8 protein-coding genes are annotated in these 14957 nt (G+C 53.9%); 2 read left to right on the top strand and 6 right to left on the bottom strand.

What is annotated here, in order from left to right; all coding sequences use genetic code 11:
* From BLQ88_RS13645 to BLQ88_RS13625, 5 genes are all read right to left on the bottom strand, one after another.
* The gene (locus BLQ88_RS13645) at positions 1-2523 is read right to left on the bottom strand and encodes a hypothetical protein (RefSeq protein WP_090150631.1); all 2523 of its coding nucleotides are present in this window, start codon (positions 2521-2523) and stop codon (positions 1-3) included.
* Between the two features lie 12 nt (positions 2524-2535).
* Positions 2536-3969 (bottom strand): RagB/SusD family nutrient uptake outer membrane protein, encoded by a 1434-nt coding sequence (locus tag BLQ88_RS13640; RefSeq protein WP_090150630.1) that lies wholly within the window; start codon positions 3967-3969, stop codon positions 2536-2538.
* Between the two features lie 11 nt (positions 3970-3980).
* Positions 3981-7172 carry a SusC/RagA family TonB-linked outer membrane protein gene (locus BLQ88_RS13635; RefSeq protein ID WP_090150618.1) on the bottom strand — a complete coding sequence of 1064 codons (3192 nt, stop codon included), beginning with the start codon at positions 7170-7172 and terminating at the stop codon, positions 3981-3983.
* Between the two features lie 108 nt (positions 7173-7280).
* Positions 7281-8780: an L-fucose/L-arabinose isomerase family protein gene (locus BLQ88_RS13630; RefSeq protein WP_090150616.1), complete on the bottom strand. Its 1500-nt coding sequence runs from the start codon at positions 8778-8780 to the stop codon at positions 7281-7283.
* A gap of 101 nt (positions 8781-8881) precedes the next feature.
* Positions 8882-10138: an MFS transporter gene (locus tag BLQ88_RS13625; protein WP_090150613.1), complete on the bottom strand. Its 1257-nt coding sequence runs from the start codon at positions 10136-10138 to the stop codon at positions 8882-8884.
* 201 nt (positions 10139-10339) lie between these two features.
* On the opposite strand from BLQ88_RS13625, the gene gdhA reads away from it, so the two are divergent.
* Positions 10340-11677 carry an NADP-specific glutamate dehydrogenase gene (gene gdhA, locus BLQ88_RS13620; protein ID WP_218132911.1) on the top strand — a complete coding sequence of 446 codons (1338 nt, stop codon included), beginning with the start codon at positions 10340-10342 and terminating at the stop codon, positions 11675-11677.
* A gap of 2 nt (positions 11678-11679) precedes the next feature.
* On the opposite strand, the gene BLQ88_RS13615 is transcribed toward gdhA, so the two are convergent.
* Positions 11680-14088 (bottom strand): ABC transporter permease, encoded by a 2409-nt coding sequence (locus tag BLQ88_RS13615; protein WP_090150604.1) that lies wholly within the window; start codon positions 14086-14088, stop codon positions 11680-11682.
* A 270-nt stretch (positions 14089-14358) separates the two neighbouring features.
* Between BLQ88_RS13615 and BLQ88_RS13610 the strand changes: the two genes are divergently transcribed.
* Positions 14359-14931, top strand: coding sequence for a TetR/AcrR family transcriptional regulator (locus BLQ88_RS13610; RefSeq protein WP_090150601.1), 573 nt, complete (start codon positions 14359-14361; stop codon positions 14929-14931).
* Positions 14932-14957: the final 26 nt, after the last annotated feature.

The raw sequence follows: 14957 nt of genomic DNA, 5'->3' as shown, positions 1-14957 counted from the left end.
CTACCACGCCACCACCAAATCCCCCGTAACCCCCTCCACTACAAAATGCTTCCCAAACCGCTCGTCGCCGGCCTTAAATGCGATGCGGCCCTGGCGCCACGGGTAGTTTGCATTGAGATAAGCATTAAACTGCTCCGGGCTAATGTCTTCGTGCGGATAAATGCGCACCGTAGCATTTTGCAGGCCGCTGATGCGGTAGCGTTTGGTAATGCCCATTTCGCCGGAATGCAGCTCTTTCAATGACACCATGCCTTCATTTTGCTCCACAAACACCCGCGATTCGCGGTTCCAGGCCGTGGGCAGGCTGTATACCGAGCGGCCTTTTTCGAGCTGGGTGTCGAGGCCGTTCAGCAAAGGCGCGCCTTGCGGGAAGCGGAACTTGTTACGGATGGTCGTGTTCGGATTGTAGCCCGAGAAAATGAAGGCATTGTGGCTCCGCGACACGGTTAGTACGGGGTTTTTAATGGATGGATTTTCTTTCGCAATGCCCAGGTCGATACCGAATTCCTGCAATGCATAACGGAGCAAAAGCGGGCCGGTGAAGAGTTGCGACGGATCGTCCGGTGTGAGCAATTTGCCGCCGGTGAACTTGCTGGAATTGGTACCGCGGATGTACACGACTTTGCCGCCATTCCAGTCTTTTTGCTCGCGCACCCACGCCACATCACGCTTTTCGCTGCCCTGGTTCATTTGGGAGAGGATTTTGGTAAAAGGCTCCTTCGCGTTTTGCACGCGCGTAGCCACGCCGCCGCCGGAGAACAATGCGCTGTGGACGATTTTGTTGGGATAGGAACTCTTCATTTCATCCCCTGCATACACGCTGCTAATCTTGAACTCGCCTTCGAGCGGCGTTACATTTTGCAGGTTGAGGAGATCGAGAAATGCCTTTCCGGCATGCCCGGCCGGTCCGTAAACCATCAGCTTTCCGCCATTCTCGACAAATGTGATCAATGCTTTTTCCAATGCAGAACCAGCTTCCGGTACGATGGTTAGCAGCACCGATTCTTTGAAGCGGGCCGGATTTTGACCTATTACTTTTTGGAATGAACCTGTGGAAATGACCGTGTTAACCGGCAAGCCGTTATTCAATGCCTGGCGGATGAGCCAGTCGCCGTAATAGATTTCCGGCAGGCGATCTTTGAAACGGAATGCCCAGTCGTAATACTCGTCGAACGGGTACACCCACACGAGCGGGCCCGGCGCGGTAGGCGCGTCGTAGCGGGCTTTGAGGATGTGCGGCGTCACCTCGTCGGGCACCTGGGTAGGCATGTTGCCGAAGGAATCGTCGATGCTGAGGAAGTTGAGGTGGCTCGGCAGTTTTACCTCGCCTTTGGCATTGATCCGCGATACGGCCAGCGGCAGGTAAATGTCGTGCGGCTCGCGGCCATAGCGGTCGAGCCACGGGCTGTTGATCCACCACGGGTCGTGGGTGTAGTAGCGGAAAAGGTAGCGCTCGTCGGGCAACTCGGCCATTCTCGACATATAACCCACCATTTCCAGCCCGAAATCGCCGTCCAGCGCCGCCCAAGGCGAGTTAGGTGGGGGCAAAATGTTTTTGTCCTTGTAAATGGATTTCAAATCAACACCATCGCGGGCCAGGTCGGCGCCGGTGGAAAGATTGGTACCGCGCGTCTGCACCTGAATATCGGGACATTCGGCGCGGAAATACTTCCAGAAATCGGCGATTTTGGAATGCGTAGCCGCCAGTTTTTCCTGGTCAAACCCTTTGCCGTCGAAGATAGCGCCGGTTGAAGACCATCCTTCCACACCAAACCCGAACCCGTTGCTCAGCCAGATGAAATCGAAGCCCATATCGTCGGTCAGCCGCCTTACCTGCCTGCCCAGGAACGTGCCGAACGGCGTCCCTTCCGGGATACCGTTCGGGAAACCCGCGTAAGGCTCCGAGTCTGCTTTGAGTATCGAATAGCAGCTCACCATCGTGTTATGGCCCATGGCGCTGCCGCCGAGGATCTCGCGGTGACGTTTGTATTTGAAGTCGGATTTGGCAAATTCCGGCCCCGGATCGAAAGTCTCGCCAATGCGGATAGGCTTGCCCGTCACCTTCCGGCCTTCCTCCTTCAAAGTAGCCACAATGAATTTCAGGTCGTCATAGGTAAATTCCGGCGGGCTTTCGAGGTACAGGTAAGCCCGCTCGTGGATCGACAATTCTTTCGGCCCCGAGCCCACGGCGTGCTCGGTATTGGGGTTGCCGATGTAGCGCGCCCATTCGAGCCGCTGGCCCGGATCGCCCTTGTATTCGAGGATTTCGGAGCCGTCACCGGTCCATAGCATTACCGACACGGTGTCGGCGTGCCGCAGCATCGAATGCCATTGCGTGAACATTTCGCGGGCGGTTTCGCGGATGTAAGCCTTGTCGTTCTGCCGGAAAGGTTTCAGCGAAACTTCCAGGGTAATGTTGTGGAAAGGCACGCCTTTGAGCGTCGAAGGTTGCGGCTGCGCCATTACAGCGAATGGCGCCAGGAGCAATGCTAGCCACACCCGTACATGCTTTGTTAAAATCATCGGTATCAATGTTTAATAGCCCGGATTCTGCCCCAGGTTCGGGTTAATGTCGATTTCGCGCAAGGGGATCGGCATCAGTACCTCGTGGTCGGCGACACTGAAATTCAGCCCGTTGTCTTTGAAATACTGATTCATCACGACTTGGAAACGTCCCGTCCGCACGAGGTCGAACCAGCGCTGGCCTTCGAGGAAAAACTCGAATTTCCGCTCGTTTTCCAATGCCAGTGTGAATGCGGCCTTGTCCAGGCCCGTTTTCGCCGGCAACCCGGCGCGGCTCCGCACGGTATTCAGGTAAGTATGCGCGTCGGCGGTGCTACTCGTTTCATTGAGTGCCTCCGCGTACATTAATAGCACATCGGCGTAGCGCAACGAGGTGAAATTAATACCTCCGTCACCCACAATGCCGGTGGTGAAATCCACGAATTTCAGTCCAAACAAGTCCTTTTCATACTTGCCGGAAATCAGTTTCACCGAATCGCCGATCGATGCGGTTCTTCTCAAATCCCCTTTCTCATAGGAATCGGCCATCTTGCGGGTCGGCAACACCCTGCCTGCGCCCTGCATATTGCCGGGGAACATGCCCACGTCGAACCGGGAAGGCATGAAAATCGTCGAAAATGAATTGCCTTCGCCCACATTGCCCGACAAATATTTGACCTCGAAAATCGACTCCTGCAACTCGTCATTGCCATTGGTGAACAGCTTTTTGTAGTCGGGGTTTAATGAATAGGTTTTCTGGTCGATCACCTCTTTCAAAACTGTTTTCGCCAGGTCAAACTGTTTGTTAGTGAGATACACTTTACCCAAAAGCGTTTTGGCGGCGCCCACGGAAGCCTGGGATTTGCTCAAACCGGCGATGCCGTTCAGCAACGTGGCCGCCTGGATCAAATCCTGGGTGATCACATTGTAAACCTCCGCTACCGGCCGGCGCGTCATGTCGAAATTCATGATCTCGTCCGGACTTCTGAATGCCACATCCACCACAGGCACATTGCCGAACAGGCGAACGAGGTAGAAGTAGGCATAGGCCCTCAAAAACAATGCTTCGCCCTTGTACTGGTTCTTCTGCGCGTCGGTCATGGTCACCGCGTCGAGGCGCGAGAGGATGTTGTTGGACCGTGCGATGGTCGCGAAACTATTGCTCCATACCGAATTGAGAAAATCGTTGGAGGCGGTCAGGTTCACTTCGTCGCATTCAGCTTCGGCCACCAGCGGAGAGGTGGATTTAATGTCGGTATTGTCCGTCGTGAGGTCGCCCAGGTCGATCAGCGCAGTGTTGTGCAAGGCTTGCAGGCCGGCGTAACTTCCCACCAATGCGGTTTCAAAGTCTTTGGGACTTTTGTAAAACGAATTTTCACTGATCTGGTACTCCGGCTGCAAACTCAGGAAATCGGAGCAGGAACTGGCGGCGACCGCGATGAGGCTGTATAAAAGGTACTTTTTCATGGGTAATGCTTTTAGAGAGTGAGTTTGACACCGATTGTATAAGTGCGCGGCAGCGGGTAGTTGAGGTAATCGATGCCCGCATTCACCACGTTGTCGCCGGTAATGCTCGACTCGGGGTCGTAGCCTACGTAATCCGTGAAAGTGTACACGTTGGCGACATTGGCATACACATTCAAATGGGTCACACCCAGGCGCCGTGTCAGGCTTTTCGGCAGGTTATATGCCAGCCGGATGTTTTTAATGCGGGTAAACGAATTGTCGAACAGGTAATGCGACGACGTGCCGAAACCCAGCGCATGGTTGCTCCGGATCGAGCGGGGCATGATGCCGTCACCGGGATCGGCTTCGGAGCGCCATCTGCGGTCGGTCAGTACGAGGTTGTTTTGCACGCCATTATCCCCGAGCAATGAAGCTCCCGCGTCCAGGTACGTGTACGCGCCGTGCGAGCCCACGAGCGAGACGTTGAGGCTCAGGTTACCGAGGGAGAAATTGTTGTCCATACCCCAGGTGTAATCCGGCCAGGGCGAGCCCACGATCTTGCGGTCGCTCTGGTTGATGACGCCGTCCTTGTTCACATCCTCGAATTTCAGGTCGCCGGCCTGCGTGGCAGGGTGCTGCAATGCGGCGCCGTCCAGCTCCTGGCTGTTCATGAACACGCCCAGTTTGTTGATCAGGTAAAAACTCGAAATCGGGGAGCCTACCTGGGTAATCTGGTAGGCCGAATTGGCGATCCGGCCGCCTTCGGTAGCGAGTTTCAGGACCTTGTTTTCGTTATGGCTGAATGTGAGATTGGTACTCCATTCAAAGCTTTTGTGGCGAATGTTCACGGTTTGCAGGCCGAGTTCGAAGCCTTTGTTCTCGATATCGCCGATGTTCTGGGTGGAACTGTTGAAACCCGATGCCGCGGGCAGTTGCACGGCAAGCAGCAGGTCGGTCTTACGGTCGCGGTAGGCGTCGGCGGTGAGGGTAATGCGGTCTTTGAACAAGCTCAGGTCGAGGCCGATATTGGTCTGTTTTGATTTTTCCCAGGTCAGGTTATCGTTGGATAATGTGCTGGGAATGAGCCCCGGATTGAGCGCACGGTTTTTGACATACCTTGTGGTCGAAAGCAAACCAATGCTGGTGTAATCGCCGATCTGGTTGTTCCCGGAAATGCCATAGCTGGCCCTCAGTTTCAGGTTGCTGACCACATTCTGGTTTTTCATAAACTCTTCCTCCGCAATGTTGTAGCCAACCGAGAACGATGGGAATGCGCCCCAGCGGTTGTTTGCCCCAAATCTTGAACTGCCATCGCGCCGTACCGTAGCGGTAAGCATGTATTTGCCTGCATAAGAGTAGGTTACCCGTGCCATCATCGATAGCAGCGACCATTCGTTAATGCTCTGCGAACCGGCGTTGACGATACCCGCCGTAATGAACGGTACATATTCGGTCGGGAAATCGGAGGCGCCTGTCGACACCAGGTCGCGGCTGTTTTTCTGGGCGGTGAAGCCGATCAGTCCGTTGACAAAATGTTTGTTATTAAAAACCCTGGCATAGGTCAATGTGTTTTCGTTCAGCCAGTTCAGGTTTTCGGCCCGCGATGTACCGGCGGTGGCGGGGTAGTTCAATGTGCCGAAGTTCGGAACTGCGGAAGAGCGCCATAAACGGATGTTATTGGTATTGAAACTCACCCCGATCGAGCTTTTAAAGGTGAGATGATCATTGATATTTACCTCGATAAAATTATTGGTAACAATGTCCATCACTTTACGTCGGTCGCCGGAGCCGTCGGCCACGGCCAGCACATTGGCGAGGAAGCCCAGGCCGTCGTTCACATCGTTCTGGTTGAAATAATAACCTCCGTTCGCATCGTAAACCGGAATGGTAGGAGAGGCGGCCAATGCATTCGCCAGCAATCCGCCGGCCCCGTAATGCGATTCGGTATTCACAAACCGGCCGTAACCATATGATCCGAATGTAGAAGTCCCGATTTTAATGCGTTTGGTGATCTGCGCGTCGAGGTTTACGCGCAGGTTGAAACGGGTGTAGTCGGAATTGATAATCACACCTTCCTGCGAAAAATAACCACCGGAAATGAAGTACCGGGCCTTTTCGGTGCCGCCTGTGGACGATAACTGCAAATTCCTCACCGGTGCCGTGCGGAAGAGCACATCCTGCCAGTCGGTATCGGTCGTAAGCGATTCGGGGTTCCTGAAATCGGGCCGCACCCGCGTGTTCACCGACCGTACTTCATTGGGGTCCGCGGCTTTTCCGCCCGCATACACCCACGCATTGTCGCGGCCGTCGACCACGTAGTCGGCGTATTGCTTCGCATTCATCATTTCCAGCTTGTGCGCCACTTCCTGGAACCCATAGGAAGCGTCCACACTGATCTGCGACTTGCCGTAAGCGCCCCTTTTGGTAGTAATAATCACCACCCCGTTTGCCCCGCGCGAACCGTAAATGGCCGTGGCCGAAGCGTCTTTCAGGATTTCGATGGATTCAATGTCCGACGGGTTAATGGACGCCAGCGGGTTCACACGGTTGGTAGTGTTAGCCGCCATGCCTGCGGAGGAAAAGTTGTTTCCGCCGTAATTACGCATGTCAGAACCGCCGCCGCCCGAGCCGATCGCGAAGCCGTCGACCACGTACAGCGGCTGATTACCGCCGGTAATGGAGCTCACGCCGCGGATCAGCACGTTCACATTACCGCCCGGTGCGCCGGTGGTTTGGGTGATCTGCACGCCCGGCGCCTTGCCTTGGAGCATCTGGTCGAAACTGCCGGCGGAAGGCTGGATGAGTTGGTCACCGGAAATCTTGGCAATGGAGCCGGTAAGGTCTTTTTTGCGTTGCGTACCGTAGCCAACCACCACCACATCCTGCAATTGATGCTGGTCGGCGATGAGCGCCACGTCGATTACCGCGCGGCTGCCAACTTGTATTTCCTGCGGAACATAGCCGATAAAGCTCACGACAATGCTGGCTCCGGGTGCAACCGACAGTTTGAAATTACCATCCACATCCGCGACCGTTCCATTGTTGGTGCCTTTCTCGGTAATGGTAGCGCCGATCAGCGGGGCCTTGTCGGCGTCGCCGGTAATCTTGCCGGTAATGGTGTTCCGACCGTCGGATTGGGCGAATGAAGGCGCGCCGCGGAGGGCGAGGCAGCAAAGCAGACAGCCGATCCACAGCCAGCGTCCGGGGAATAGAATACGAATCATAGTCTTCAATTTTTTAAGATTGAACTCGAAAAAGGGTTTGAAAAAGACAAAAAGGCTCTGAATCAGCCGAAGCGGCTGCGTGCGTAAACGAATCGGTAAATGTCCCCGTCAATCTTCGCGGATGACGACGGCTTCCAGGTTGAGGTATCGGGCTATTTTGACAATAGCGCTCGCGTGGTGGCCTACACCCAGTGCAAAGTGGTGCGTAGGGCCTTCCTTCATCCATCGTTGAAGGAAAGTGCGGACGTCGGGTTTGAAAAAACCGCGGGTATTGGTGTTGCCGGTGGGCGGAATGGGCCCTTCGACCGACTGACCTTCGGCGATCACAAATTTGAACCTTCCATCGTAAGTAGAGTTGATACTCAACATGGTAATCGGCCCTTCTTTAATTTTAAACTCCACACCTGCACCGAAACCGGGCTTGCCGTGGTATTTGGTGAGGCTGCGCAAAACCGGTTTCCCTTCCGCAATGGCCACATTATGCGGCCCGTCGTGCCCCACGAGCACAAAACCTTCCTTGAAATCGACCGGGTGGAATTCGGCGAAGCTACCGCCGATGCCTAAACGTTCCATGATCAGCATCGCGAAACACGTTTTCAGGTCCGACTCGCCGCACATCGGGAAACCCGCGCCGGTAAGGAGCGAATTGCCGACAATGAGGTTCGACATTACGGTGCGGGTTTCGCTGCCATCGGGGCCTTCGTAGTAGTAGGCGAGGCCGTCGAGCTGTTTCGCTTCCACGAACTTTTCGAGCGCGACGGTCACGCGCGCAGCGGTTTCGAGGTCGCTGTCGCGGAGTTTTTCGGAAATTGGGTCGGAAACGGGGTCCGGTGTGTCGAAGAAGTCGAGAATGCGTTCCTTCATGTGCTCGATGTCGGCGCGATCGGCCTGCTGGTAATGCGTCACAATCTCATGCGCCTCGCACTGAACAATATGCGCGCCGAAATGCGCCGTGAACATCGTCGAATCGGAATGCATATCGAGCATCGCCTCGATCGGGTGGCCGATGTGGCCGATCCGCGAAGTGCGTACATCGTGCAGTACGGCAGCAATGCGGCAATATTCTTCGATCTCGGCGTCGGCCTGCGCGTCGCCGTGCAAGGTGCCGATGACCATGTCCGGAACCTGCTTGCCCATACGCGCCGCCACGCCTGCAAACTCGGGCAGGGAGCAAATATCGTCGTTGTAGAGCTGCATGTAAGTCGAGGCGCGCGTGTAATCCATCGCCTGGTCGGGCTGCAATGCTACGAGCACGATCGGCACATTCAGGTTCCGGATAATCGTTCCGAATGTGTTGGACGTAGCGTAGGTAAGCATATCGCAGAAAACCAGGTCGAGGTTGGCCGCATGGAGTTTCGGTACGAGTTCATACGCCTTCTGCACCGTATCGACCAGCCCGAAATCAACCAGTTCGACGTGCGAGCCGGCGCGGATTTTTTCAATGAAAACTGCCTGTTTGCGCAGCATATCGTCAAGCAGGCCGTCGAACTGGCTCCAATATTTGAAATAACCCACTCCAAAAACGCCGATCCTGGGCCTGGTAGGCTCGCGTTTCCGGATGATCGCTTCCTCTGCCTGATGATTTTCACTTTGTAATGTATTTCCCATGAGTTGGTTAAATGTTAATTCTTATGGTTTCTTTATAGTTTAATAGTTAACGCACTAAGTTTTTTTGGCAACAGTTTTTCCCTGTTTTGGTATGATAAAAATTAAATGTCGATATCGTTGGCGGCAACTGTCGCCAAGGCCTCCTCTCGCTCGCCGAATAGGGGCATTAGCCTGGGTATCAATACAATGAAAACCACGAAGGCGATGGGGTAAAGCAGCCCGCAGGCGATCCAGAGGGGTTTGTAGGTGTATTCGCCGATGATCTTCCCGATCATCGGGTTCAGGATAAGGCTCGATAATGCGCCCGCCGTGCCCGAAAGTCCGACCACCGTGGAAGTGGCGCGGGAGCCGAAGACGTCGGAAATGGCGGTAATGTAATTGGTAATCCAGCAACCGTGCGCGAACATATAAAGCGCCATCAGTCCCACCGCAATGGGTACCGACGAGGTGAATTCGGTGAGCGGCACCGCCAGCGTCAATGCGGCCGCACAGCCCATGACGATTTTCCGCGCGCGGTCGGTACTAATGTTCTTTTTGATCAGATTATCAGAGAAATAGCCGCCGAGAATGTTGGAAACGCCCAGTGCGAGGAATGGTACCCAAAACAGGTTCCCGATTTCTTCGAAAGGTACGTGGCGCACTTCGCTGAGGTATTTCGGGATCCAGAACATCATGAAATACATCACCGGATCGAGCATGAAGCGCATGAATATGAATACCCAGGTGGTACGTTGCCGGAGGATGATCGCCAGCGGTATGCCGGGGGTTTGGGCCGGGGCATCAGATACGGCCGCCCGTTTGCGCCAGGGCGTTGCGAACCAGACGATCACCCATAGAATGCCGATCAGGCCAGGTACCACAAATCCGGAACGCCAGCCGTAAGCGTTTGATATCCATATCGTTAGCGGAGGTGCAACGACCGCACCGATCGCAGCGCCGCCGATAGCTATGCCGTTGGCAAGTGCCCGTTCCTTTTGATCAAACCATTCATACACCGCCTTGGCCGCGCCGGGAAAGCAGGCGCCTTCGCCCATTCCGAGGAAGAAACGGAATGCAAGCAGCTGGGGAAGGCTGGTCATCAAGCCGTGCAATGCATTGGCCACCGACCATAGCCCAACCGCAATGCCGAGGCCGTTTTTCGCACCGATTTTGTCGATTAGGCGGCCGCCAACGGTGAACATCAGCGCGTAGCTCAGCAGAAAACTGGTATTCACCCAGCCATATTCCACATCCGTAAAGCCAAATTCCTGCTGGATTTTGATCACCGCAATGGACAGCACCTGGCGGTCCAGGAAACTGAGCCCGGTAGCAATGAAAACCAGGAAAACGACGAACCAGCGGGTGTAGTTTTTCTTCATGATAACTTAACGCACTAACTTAATTTTTACCAAAAATAAATCGGCAAAATACCAAAAGCAAGATTTTCCCAGGTTTATTTTCAAATGTTGTTTCCTGCAACTAATCACCGCAAAGACACACTTGAATGGGGATCGGGTGGTATATTAGCAGGTCGTACGAAAACGACCATTATATATTCCGGAATAATAACCACGTTAAAAGTGACATCAGTACAATCCTTCATGGCCCGGATCATCGATCGGAATCCGGGCGAAAACGAATTCCACCAGGCAGTCCACGAGGTTGCCGAAACCATCATTCCCTTTGTTCAGGATAAGCCGCATTATCAGAACGCCAAGATTCTCGAACGGATCGCGGAGCCCGAGCGCATCATCATTTTCAGGGTTCCCTGGATGAACGACCGGGGCGAAGTGGAGATCAACCGGGGTTACCGCGTTCAGATGAACAGCGCCATCGGTCCGTACAAGGGCGGCCTCCGTTTTCACCCGTCTGTGAACCTCAGTACGCTGAAATTCCTTGCATTCGAGCAAATTTTTAAAAACAGCCTCACCCAGCTTCCCATGGGAGGCGGTAAAGGCGGCGCTGATTTTGACCCGAAAGGTCGTTCGGACAGGGAAGTAATGGCGTTTTGCCAAAGCTTCATGACCGAGCTTTTCCGCCACATTAGTTCCGACAACGACGTACCCGCGGGCGACATCGGGGTAGGGGCGCGGGAAATCGGCTTCCTGTTTGGCCAATACAAGCGGCTCAAAAATGAATTTACCGGCGTGCTCACAGGTAAGGGCGCAAGCTACGGCGGCAGCCTTATCCGCCCGGAGGCGACGGGCTACGGCGTGGTGTATTTTGTAGAGCAAATGCTCGCCCAGCGGCACGACAGCATCAAGGGCAAACGCGTGGTAGTTTCCGGCTCGGGTAATGTGGCGCAATACACGCTGGAAAAGTGCATCGAGCTGGGCGCGAAGGTGGTAACACTTTCTGACTCATCGGGTTATATCTACGACGAGAAGGGGATCGATGCTGAAAAATTTGCCTACATCATGCATTTGAAAAACGAAGCACGCGGGCGCATCAGCTCCTATGCGGATAAGTTCGGATGCGAGTTTATTCCCGGGAAAAAACCTTGGGAAGTTCCCTGTGACATTGCATTACCCAATGCAACCCAGAACGAACTGGATGGTGACGATGCCCGTCTGCTGGTCAAAAACGGTTGTTTCTGTGTAGCCGAGGGGGCCAATATGCCGTGTACGCCGGAAGCGATCGAGGTATTTGAAAGCAACGATGTGTTGTATGCGCCCGGAAAGGCGGCGAATGCCGGTGGGGTGGCGGTTTCAGGCCTTGAAATGTCACAGAACTCGCTGCGGTTGTCGTGGACGCGCGAGGAAGTGGATAAAAAATTGCAGGAAATCATGTTCAATATCCATGCTACATGCCTCCGTTACGGGCATACGGGCGATGGACGCATGAGTTATATGCAGGGCGCCAACATCGGCGGCTTCGTCAGGGTAGCAGACGCGATGCTGGCGCAAGGGCTGGTGTAATTTCAGTCCGCCCGCAGGCTCTTCACAGGGTCGAGCAATGCGGCGCGAATGGTTTTATAGCTAACGGTCAGGATTGTGACCGTTAGCATACCCATTGCCGCGGTAAGGAAAATCAGCCATGAAACTTCGGTGTGATAGGCATATTTTTCCAGCCATCGGTCCATGAGATACCATGCAATAGGCGTTGCCAGCAGGCACGAGATAGCCACGGGGACCACGAAGTCGACGGACAGTAGCTGCCACAAGCTTGTGAGTGACGCGCCAAGTACTTTTCGGATGCCTATTTCTTTGGTACGCTGCTGCACCATAAACGACGCCATTCCGAATAGCCCGAGGCAGCAGATAATGATGGCCAGCACCGTAAATAGGGCCGCCAGCACGCCGACCCGCTCCTCCGCGGCAAACTTCAATGCAAATTCCTGATCCGCAAACTGGTAGTTGAACGGTGAATCCGGGCTGTATTTTTTGAATACGGCCTCCACGGCTTTCAATGCAACGCTTGCATTGGTTTCCGGGTTGAGCCTCGCCGTGATAAACCTGCCCGCTCTCGGGTGAATGAAGAATATCGACTTTTTGACCGGGTCGTAGGGCGACTCCATGAGCATATCCCTGATCACGCCGATGATTTTGAAACGCCGTCCGTCCCAGGTCACGGTTTCGCCAATGGCGTCGTCGAGGCTGCGTTTGCCCAATCCCATGAACTTCACTGCGGCCTCATTGATTACAATCCCCGAAGAGTCCGTCGACATAGCTCGCATAAAATCGCGCCCGGCAAGAAACTCCCAGCCGACCGTTTTTCCAAAACTATGCGAAATGCCGACGGTTGCAAATTCCGAATGCAGGCCGGGATCTTTGCCTTTCCAGTCGAAACCGGTATTGGCTGAAAATACCTCGGTAGGAGGGGCTTGCGACTCCGCCAGCGCCGTTACCGTCCCGGTTTTGACCAGATCGTCGAGAGCGGCATCGATGTGTGTGTGCATGTCCGGGCTATTTACCAGGACGGTCAGCAGCCCTTGCCTGGTATAGCCGATCGGCCGGTCCTTCGCGTGCAGGATTTGCTTGTAAACGATAACCGTCCCGATCATCAACACCACCGACACCGTAAATTGAACCACTACCAGCACCTTTCGCGGCAGCGCCGCACGTCGCCCCGAATGGCCAAATCTCCCTTTGAGCGCTTTGACCGGCTCGAAAGAAGACAGGTAGAATGCCGGATAGCTCCCGGCGATCAATGCCGTCAGGAGTGCAAACAAGGCAATACTCGCCAGAAAGGCCGGATCGTTCCACGGAATGTGCATTTGCTTGTCGGCAATCTCATTGAAGGTAGGCAAGGCCAGGCGCGTCAGTGCCAGCGAAAGCAGGAAGGCAAACATGACCACCACGAACGATTCGCTCAGAAACTGGCCGACGAGCTGCCGCTGTAATGAGCCGATCGCCTTCCGGATACCCACCTCCCGCGCACGCTGCGCCGACCGCGCGGTGCTCAGGTTCATGAAATTGATACACGCCAGTATGAGTACAAACAGACCGATCGTTCCAAAAAGCCATACAAAGTCCATGCGCCCTCCAACATTGCGGCCATTCTCCCATTCGGAATGCAGGTGCCAGCGGCTCATCGGATGCAGCAGGATCCGGGGATTGAACTTCAACTCGTCAGCATCGGCTTTTCTCGCTTTAATGTCCCTGATTTTGTGTGATAATGTATTTAAATCCGCGTTTTCCGAAAGCTGGGCGAGGATTTGGAAAGAGCTGTTCTGCCATTCGGCATTGGTCACGGCGTCTTTTACCCAATCCGTCGAAGAAACAAACAGCTCGAACGGTGCGATGAACGCCAGTTCGCGAAACTCGGAATTGTAGGGGATATCTACATAAACTCCCGCTACTTTGACATCGAGCTTCTTATTGATCTTTATCATCTTGTCCACCGGATCGGCATCCTTGAAAATAGCCTTCGCGGTCGATTCAGACAGCAGGACCGTAGCCGGGTCTTTCAGTCCGGCAGCGCTTCCGCGGATCATTTTGAGGGAAAGCATTTCCGCGGCTCCGGCAGACATGAAGTTGCCGGGCCTGGTGAAACCGGTTCCTGCGTAGGTGAGCGTGTGTCTTTGGAGCCAGGAGGTGATCACTACACGTTCAAAATCGGCGCCGAGGCTGCTTTGGAGCTCCGTGAATAATGGTGCAGGCACATTGGCGCCGGTATTGATTTCTCCGTCCAGGGTTTGCTGTTGCAGCACCCGCACAATGCGCGGGTAGTTTTGGTGGGACTTGTTGTAGGAGAACTCATCATAAATCCAGAGGCCGATGAGCATGGCCACCGTCATCCCGAGCGCCAGTCCGCCGATGTTCACGATGGAGTAAGTTTTGTTCCCGGCAAGGTTGCGCCAGGCTATCTTGAAATAATTGCGAATCATGCGATGCCAGCCGGTTAAGTGAATGCGAAAAAGGCTATTTGTTGCGTGTGTGTGGGGGATGATTGCATTAGCTGCGGTGCTTTTGGTACCAAAGACACTGGTGGCAGCAATTTAATGCAACCAAAGCGCCAGATGAAACTTTGACATAATCGTAACTGTATCAGAGCAGTGCGGAAAGTTGGAGCAAAAGCAGTGTGTGGAAAGTAAAATTTAAGGAAAAAAAATATAGACAAACTTGTCTATAATTGGGAACTGATATATCTTTGCATTATGACAAAGAAATTCGGACCGAGGGAGCGGATTCTGGAAACCGCAACGAGGTTGTTTCACAGCCAGGGGTATAACAACACGGGGATCAACCAGATCCTTGCGGAGGCGAATGTGGCCAAAGCGAGCCTTTACCAGCATTTCGGGTCGAAGGATGAGCTCGGTATTATTTACCTGAAAGAGGGTAGGGAAGAGTGGTTTTCGGGGATTGAGCAATGGACGGGAGCTAAAAAAGCGCCTGCGCAAAAGCTTAGTGCCTGCTTTGATTTTTTGGAGTATGCATTGCAAAAGGATGATTATCTGGGTTGTAAGTTCATTAATATCCTTTCGGAAGTAGGCAACAACAGCCCGCTGATGTTCAAGGAAATTATCGAACATAAAGGGAAGCTCCGGCAGTATATGAAGGGCTTTGTGGAAAAAGCATTGGAAGGCAATGCCGACGTGGATGCCGATTTCGTCGGTGATTCGATTTACCTGTTGTACGAAGGCGCCATCGTGGAATCGAAAATCTACCGGGATACCTGGCCGGTGAAAAAGGCGCGGAAAATGGCCGAAATGCTGTTGAAAAAAGTTTAATGTTTTGTTTTAAAATAGACAGAGTA

The organism is Dyadobacter soli (genome assembly GCF_900101885.1).
Lineage (GTDB): Bacteria > Bacteroidota > Bacteroidia > Cytophagales > Spirosomataceae > Dyadobacter > Dyadobacter soli.
This window is presented reverse-complemented; position numbering and strand designations above follow the sequence as displayed.